Here is a 6,348-nt window from a genome sequence, read left to right on the forward strand (position 1 = left end):
GCTTAGCACGGGACCTAACCGGCGAACACCCGGCTGGGGTGCAACTCACCGGATTTGTAGATCCCCACCGCTACGGCCTTGCCGTCGAACGAGGCCCAGGCCTCGTCGCCGTATTCCACGTCGCTGGCCAGAACCATGCCGGGGTTGCCGTTGCGCAGGCGGGTGGCGCCTTCGGGGGTGCATTTCAACTCGGGCAGGTCGGTCAGACCTTCCTCCAGCGGGCGCAGGTATTCATCCAGCGCCGGGGTTTTCGCCATCTCGTCGATTTGCTCGATGCTCAGGCCGTCTTCGACGTCGAACGGGCCGGACCAGATCCGGCGCAGCGCCTTGACATGGCCATGGCAACCCAGCGCCGCCCCCAGATCACGGGCGATCGAGCGGACATAGCCACCCTTGCCGCAGGTCATTTCCAGCACGACATGATCGGGATCGGGGCGGTCGACCAGCACCAGTTCCTCGATCCATAGTGGGCGGGCGGCCAGTTCGACATCCTCGCCGTCGCGGGCCAGCTTGTAGGCGCGCTGGCCGTCGATCTTGACCGCCGAGAACTTGGGCGGCACCTGCATGATCTCGCCCACGAAGGGCAACAGGGCCTGCTTGATCTCGTCATCGGTGGGGCGCAGGTCGCTTTCCGCGATCACTTCGCCCTCGGCATCGTCGGTATTGGTGGCCTGACCCAGCCGCACGGTAAAGGTATAGGCCTTGAGCGCATCGGTGATGTAGGGAACGGTCTTGGTGGCCTCGCCCAAAGCGACGGCCAGAACGCCGGTGGCCTCGGGGTCGAGCGTACCGGCGTGGCCCGCCTTCCTGGCGTCCAGCGCCCAGCGAACTTTGTTGACCACGGCGGTCGAGGTCATGCCCGCGGGCTTGTCGACCACCAGCCAACCGGAAATGTCACGACCCTTGCGTTTGCGTCCCATGATGCACCTTGTCGTCTGTTAAGGCGCGCGACCTAGCGGATCGGTCCGACGCTGTCAATTTGCCGGGATGTCCTCGACCACGCCGACGATCGGTCCCAGCGAGAAGCCCACGTCCGACCGGTTCGCCGCCCGGTCATACATACGCGAGATGTTGCCGTCGAAAAACAGCGCGTTGGGCGTGTTCAGCACGTCGCGGAACAGACGACCGAATTCATGGAAGGTGACATAGTCCTCAGAGATCACAAACACAGCACGGCTGCCATCGGCGCTGGTGCCCACCCCGTTGCGCACATAGCGCGAGGTCGAATCCTCGAGAAACCGTGGATGCAATTCGCCGTCGATCACCAGCATCGGGCCGGATTGGGTGGCAAAGCGGCAATCGGGTTTGCGATCAAGATAGTCCAGCGTCTCGAACACGTCGGCGCGGCCTTGGCGGATGCAGAACACCCCGTTGGGCAGCAGGCCGAAATTGCCGGGGCCGGCGTTGGGAATCACGCGCATGAGTTCCTGCCCGTCTTGGACATAGTGGCCCACGGGCGAGCGGTCCTCGTGATACATTCCGGCGTTCATCGCAAAGCTCAGGCGCTGGCCCGAACCGACCAGTTCCTCGTTCACCGACGAGAAATGGCCCAGCACCTGGCCCGCGTCGTCATACAGGAACAGGCGCAGGTCCTCGGTGGTGGCGTCAACCTCGCACACGGTATAGCGCCGGTCTTCGTGGGCCACGCGCTCGCACGTCACAGCCGCGGCCTGTCCGGCCCAGAGCAATGCGATCACAGCGGCGGTCCTGCGGATCACTCGTCCAGGTCCCGGCGCACGGCGTCCTGTTCGAACATCCGGCGGGTGTCGTCCATGCGGTCGAACGTGTCGTCCAGCCGGAAGCGCAGGTCGGGGGCGAATTTCAGGCCGACCTTCTTGCCGACCATGCGGCGCAGCTCGCCCTTGTTGCGGGCCAGCAGCTCGATCACGGTGTCCTGCCCCTTGCCGCCCAGCGGCAGCACATAGGCGGTGGCGATCTTGAGGTCGGGCGAGGTGCGCACTTCGCCCACGGTGATCGACAGGCGGTTCAGGTCAGGGTCGTGCACGTCGCCGCGCGCCAGCACCTCGGACAGGGTGCGGCGGATCAGTTCGCCGACGCGAAGTTGCCGTTGCGAGGGGCCGGGGCCGTCGTGGAATTTGTTCTTAGCCATGTCCCCGATCTAAGCGCAAAGCGGGGCTTTGCCAAGCGGCCCCGAACCGGGTAGGAGGCTTTGAGCCGAATTTCAGAAGAAGGACCAGCGCAATGACGCATATTCCGGGAATTGTCGTGACCGGGGCTTCGGGCCGGATGGGGCAGATGCTGATCAAGACCATCACCGACAGCGATCAGGCGCGGCTGGTCGGCGCGGTCGAGCGCGCGGGCCATGACTGGATCGGTCAGGACGTTGGCACCGCGATGGGCGGCCAGCCGCTGGGCGTGACCGTCACCGACGATCCGCTCGAAGCCTTTGCGCAAGCCCAGGCGGTGATCGACTTCACCGCGCCCGAGGCGACGCTGGAGTTCGCCGCACTGGCGGCGCAGGCGCGCTGCGTGCATGTGATCGGCACAACCGGCATGAGCGATGAACAGATCGCTGCGCTGGAACCTGCCGCGCGCCATGCGGTGATCGTGCGGGCGGGCAACATGAGCTTGGGCGTGAACCTGCTGGTGCAGCTGACCAAAAAGGTCGCCGCCGCGCTGGACGAGGATTTCGACATCGAGGTGATCGAAGCCCATCACCATCACAAGGTCGATGCGCCTTCGGGAACGGCTCTGATGCTGGGCGAGGCCGCGGCCGAAGGGCGGGGCGTAGACCTTGCCGATTTCGCCGACCGGGGCCGCGACGGGATCACCGGCGCCCGGCAGCGGGGCCATATCGGCTTTCACGCCATCCGCGGTGGCGACATCGTTGGCGAACACGACGTGCTGTTCGCCGCGGCGGGCGAACGGATCGTGCTGCGCCACGTGGCGACCGACCGGGCGATCTTTGCCCGAGGCGCGCTGAAGGCGGCGCTGTGGGGGCAGGGCAAGGCCCCCGGCCAATACGACATGGTGGATGTGCTGGGGCTTTAACCCTCGCCCAGATGCCGGTCGACCATGCGCTGAACCATCGGCGCGAAATGGTCGAAGCCGGGCGTGTCCATGTCGGGCCGTTTGCCGGCCTCGTCCAGATACCGGACCTGGATGATTTCCTTCAGGTTCGGGTTGGCCTCGAATGCGGCGACTTCCTCGGCGCTCATCGGGCCGCCCTGCAATTCCAGCGTATGGACCGAGGCCGCCGACAGGCGGTTGAAATACTCGGGCTTGGTTGCACACAGATATCGCTTGGCCGCGACGTGATAGCGGCAGCAATCGGTGATGACCGACGGAAAGAACCGCTCCAGCATCTCGGCGCCGGCATCCTCGTGGTGGCGGTCCTCGGTGTCGTCGGGGTGGTAGGTGCCGAATTCCGAGGTGAAATGTCCGATATCGTGCAGCAGAGCGCCCACGATGATCTCTTCGGGCATGCCGTTCTGCTCGGCGATGGTGGCGCCCTGCAGCATGTGCTGGGCCATGGTGACCGGCTCGCCCAAGTATTCCTCGCCCCCGCGCCGGTCGAAGATATCGGCGATGAAGGCCACGATGTTGTCGCGGGTCAGGGTCTGGAAATCGGGTTTCATTCCGCCGCCTCCGGTTGCGCCATCCGCATAGCGGCGAGGGTCGACAGCAGCCCGTCCTTGTCGGCATAGCATCCCTGCAGCCAGCGCGACCCGGCACCCGAATATCCCAGACGCGCATGCAGGACGCGGGTGTTGTCGACGATGAAGCTCTCGCCCGGTTCCAGCTTGAACGCCACGCCCATGGCTGGGTCGTCGATGATCTCGCCCAAACGGCGGTAGGCGGCGTAATAGGCCTCCATCCGGTCGAAGGGCACATCCACGAACGGGGCCGAGGACCGGTTGTTGAAGCGGATGCCGATCAATTCGCCATCGGGCGACAGCTCGATCATCGGGCGGCGCGCGCGCAGGCAGACCCCGTCCGAACCGCGGTATTCGAACCGTGCGGGATAGCCGGCCAGCAGGGCAAAGCCTTCGGGGTTTTCGGCGCGCAGGCGCTGGGCCGCGCGAAAGCCGTCGACCACGATCGACTCCCCGCCTTCGGCGCTGTTTTCCAGGCAATAGAGGATCTGCAACGTGGGGACCGGGTCGCGATAGGGATTGTCGGTATGCGCCTGCAGGCCAAGGCCGGTATAGGCCAGGTTGGTCGGGTTCACCTCGGTCCGAACCTCGAAATAGGGGCCATAGTTGGTCTCGCGCACATAGCCGAACAGATCGGCGACCTTCAGCAGCGAACCGGGTTCCGTCGGGCCGTTGGTCAGCTTGGCAAAGCCGTATTCGGCGACCGCCGCCAGCCAGTCGCGCTTGGCGGCGGGGATTTCATGCACCTGCGTCCAGTCGCCGGCCGGGGCCGCGAACCCGCCGTCCCAAGTGGTGATGCCGGGCGACAGCCAGCCCATCGGGCGGGTCTGGTCCCGATCATAGACATGCGCGGCCAGCCAGTTTGCGGGGAAGCTGACGGTCTTGTCTTCGGGGGCGAAGGTCACCTGCAGGTCACCGCCCGCCACCTCGGCCGCTTGAATCGCGATCTCTGCCGGAATGTCGCCGATCGTGATCAGGCGCTGGCCGTTGCCGGGGTCGCGCGTCTGCGGGTCCAGCGCATTGTCGCGCAGCCAGATGGCGTGGAAACGGGCGCGGGTGCCGTCTTCGAACTCAACCGAAACGACCGCCGGGCCATGGGTGGCGTAGCGCAGCATGGGACTCTCCTGTTCAGCGCAGGCTTTGATTGAGGAGATACGCGCGATATGGCATTACGACAATTAAGTCTTGTTTCCTCTGAGGGTTGGGAAATCTAATGAGCAAGAAAAAGGTCGGCCTGCCCCCGCTGGACTGGCTGCGCGTGTTCGAGGCGGCCGGGCGGCTGGGCGGATTTTCGGCCGCGGCGCGCGAGTTCGGCCTGACTCAGGCGGCGGTCAGCCAGCGCATCGCCAATCTGGAATCCTGGCTGGGCCGGTCCCTGTTCGTGCGCGAGGCGCGCGGCGTGTCGCTGACGGTCGAGGGCGAAAGCTATCTGCCGCTGGTGCAGGACAGCCTGCGCGCGTTGGAACGCAACACCGAGGATCTGTTCGGCACCGCCCCGCGCGCGCTGCGGGTGGCCGGGCTGTCCTCGCATATCCAGGCGCTGGTGTTGCCCAGCCTGGGGGGCTTTCGCGCCCTGCGGCCCGAGGTGCAGGTCACCACGGATTCGGTGGCCCGGCGGTCCTCGCTGGAGGACGAGCGGACCTGGCTTCAGATCCGCTATGGGCGTGGCAACTGGCCGGGGCGCGCCGCGGACCTGATCGCGCCCGAGATTCTGACCCCGATGGCGGCACCGGGCGTCGACTGGGGCGCGCCGGTGATCGACCTGCGCGGCGAACGGCCCGGCTGGCAGGACTGGATGCAGAAGACAGGCGATACAGACCTGCCACGCGCCGGTCTGAGCTTTGACTCGATGGAACATGCCCTGAGCGCGGCGCGGCAGGGGCTGGGGGTCGTTCTGGGGTCGGTCGCCCTGGCCTCGGTGGATCTGGCCTCGGGCCGCCTGATCCGGCTGGGGCGTCTCGACCTGGAAACCCGCGACGGATACTGGCTGACATGGCCGCGGGACCGGGCGCAGTCGAAAAAGCAGCAGGCCCTGATCGGCGATTTCCTGCAGGCCCTGCGCGCGGCAGTCTGAGCGGTCAGAAATCGATCGCGATGCCCTTCTTCTCCCAATCGCCATAGCGCGCGGGATCGGGGCCGTCGCGCCCGCCAAGTTCCTTGGGCAGGGGTTTGGCCTCTGCTTCGGCCTTGCGCCGGCGCTCTTCGGCCTCGGCCAAGGCGCGCTGGGCGGCGGGTGGCAGATCTGTGCGGTCGTCGCTCATGACATCGGGTTCCTTTCCGTGCATGGCCTTGATATACGCCCTCGTCCGCTGATGGCAATGCGGGCGAAAACCTTGCAAAGGCGGTTTCATGTCCAACACCCCGACAGCGGCGCGGCGCAGCGTCATCTATCTGCTGGATCAGATCCTGGGCGAGGGGCGCTTGCTGTCCGAATGCCTGGCGGCCGGGGCGCTGGATCGCCTTGCCCCCGAAGACCGCGCGCGTGCGCAGCGGCTGACGCTGGAGACCTTGCGCGGGCTTGAACGCGCCGACCGCCTGCTGGAGGGGCATCTGCGGCGCACACCGGCTTTGACCGTCCAAAACGCGCTGCGTCTGGGAACGGTCGAACTGTGCCACGGCGAGGCCGCGCATGGCGTTGTGAACGCGATGGTCGAGATCATCGGCCGCTCGCGCAAACACGGGCGGCTCAAGGGGCTTGTCAACGCGGTTCTGCGGAAGATCGCGGCCGAAG

At 66.2% G+C, this 6,348-nt stretch carries 9 protein-coding genes; 3 read left to right on the forward strand and 6 right to left on the reverse strand.

Annotated elements, in window-relative coordinates:
- Positions 1 to 14: 14 nt before the first annotated feature.
- The 3 genes from truB to rbfA are packed head-to-tail and all read right to left on the reverse strand — an operon-like array spanning position 15 to position 2,110.
- On the reverse strand, positions 15 to 920 hold the full coding sequence (gene truB, locus AC2FM3_RS15020; protein ID WP_496683306.1) for a tRNA pseudouridine(55) synthase TruB: 906 nt from the start codon (positions 918 to 920) through the stop codon (positions 15 to 17).
- A gap of 54 nt (positions 921 to 974) precedes the next feature.
- The gene (locus AC2FM3_RS15025) at positions 975 to 1,697 is read right to left on the reverse strand and encodes a phosphodiester glycosidase family protein (RefSeq protein WP_496683309.1); all 723 of its coding nucleotides are present in this window, start codon (positions 1,695 to 1,697) and stop codon (positions 975 to 977) included.
- Positions 1,698 to 1,714: 17 nt separating this feature from the next.
- On the reverse strand, positions 1,715 to 2,110 hold the full coding sequence (gene rbfA, locus AC2FM3_RS15030; RefSeq protein ID WP_496683311.1) for a 30S ribosome-binding factor RbfA: 396 nt from the start codon (positions 2,108 to 2,110) through the stop codon (positions 1,715 to 1,717).
- A gap of 92 nt (positions 2,111 to 2,202) precedes the next feature.
- On the opposite strand from rbfA, the gene dapB reads away from it, so the two are divergent.
- Positions 2,203 to 3,012, forward strand: a complete 810-nt coding sequence (dapB, locus tag AC2FM3_RS15035; RefSeq protein WP_496683313.1) for a 4-hydroxy-tetrahydrodipicolinate reductase — start codon at positions 2,203 to 2,205, stop codon at positions 3,010 to 3,012.
- Here dapB and tmpB read toward each other — a convergent pair.
- Positions 3,009 to 3,599 (reverse strand): (R)-1-hydroxy-2-trimethylaminoethylphosphonate oxygenase, encoded by a 591-nt coding sequence (tmpB, locus tag AC2FM3_RS15040; protein ID WP_496683315.1) that lies wholly within the window; start codon positions 3,597 to 3,599, stop codon positions 3,009 to 3,011. The two genes, dapB and tmpB, sit on opposite strands and share 4 nt — an antisense overlap.
- Positions 3,596 to 4,732 carry a 2-trimethylaminoethylphosphonate dioxygenase gene (gene tmpA, locus AC2FM3_RS15045; RefSeq protein ID WP_496683317.1) on the reverse strand — a complete coding sequence of 379 codons (1,137 nt, stop codon included), beginning with the start codon at positions 4,730 to 4,732 and terminating at the stop codon, positions 3,596 to 3,598. The genes tmpB and tmpA overlap by 4 nt, the downstream gene beginning before the upstream one ends.
- 98 nt (positions 4,733 to 4,830) lie before the next feature.
- Here tmpA and AC2FM3_RS15050 point away from each other — a divergent pair, with 98 nt between their 5' ends.
- The gene (locus AC2FM3_RS15050; protein WP_496683321.1) at positions 4,831 to 5,691 is read left to right on the forward strand and encodes a LysR family transcriptional regulator; all 861 of its coding nucleotides are present in this window, start codon (positions 4,831 to 4,833) and stop codon (positions 5,689 to 5,691) included.
- A 4-nt stretch (positions 5,692 to 5,695) separates the two neighbouring features.
- On the opposite strand, the gene AC2FM3_RS15055 is transcribed toward AC2FM3_RS15050, so the two are convergent.
- Entirely contained in the window at positions 5,696 to 5,878 is a 183-nt protein-coding gene (locus AC2FM3_RS15055; protein ID WP_093964397.1) for a DUF1674 domain-containing protein, read from the reverse strand.
- Positions 5,879 to 5,966: 88 nt separating this feature from the next.
- Here AC2FM3_RS15055 and AC2FM3_RS15060 point away from each other — a divergent pair.
- Positions 5,967 to 6,348: transcription antitermination factor NusB (locus AC2FM3_RS15060; RefSeq protein WP_496683325.1), on the forward strand; the 382-nt coding region annotated here is incomplete at its 3' end.

This window comes from Ruegeria sp. BHSB172, assembly GCF_059613165.1.

Excerpts from the sequence above, each read along its gene's own strand:
- truB (WP_496683306.1), bottom strand. The coding sequence starts at position 920 with ATGGGACGCAAACGCAAGGGTCGTGACATTTCCGGTTGGCTGGTGGTC.
- rbfA (WP_496683311.1), bottom strand. The coding sequence starts at position 2,110 with ATGGCTAAGAACAAATTCCACGACGGCCCCGGCCCCTCGCAACGGCAA.
- dapB (WP_496683313.1), top strand. The coding sequence starts at position 2,203 with ATGACGCATATTCCGGGAATTGTCGTGACCGGGGCTTCGGGCCGGATG.
- tmpB (WP_496683315.1), bottom strand. The coding sequence starts at position 3,599 with ATGAAACCCGATTTCCAGACCCTGACCCGCGACAACATCGTGGCCTTC.
- tmpA (WP_496683317.1), bottom strand. The coding sequence starts at position 4,732 with ATGCTGCGCTACGCCACCCATGGCCCGGCGGTCGTTTCGGTTGAGTTC.
- AC2FM3_RS15050 (WP_496683321.1), top strand. The coding sequence starts at position 4,831 with ATGAGCAAGAAAAAGGTCGGCCTGCCCCCGCTGGACTGGCTGCGCGTG.
- AC2FM3_RS15055 (WP_093964397.1), bottom strand. The coding sequence starts at position 5,878 with ATGAGCGACGACCGCACAGATCTGCCACCCGCCGCCCAGCGCGCCTTG.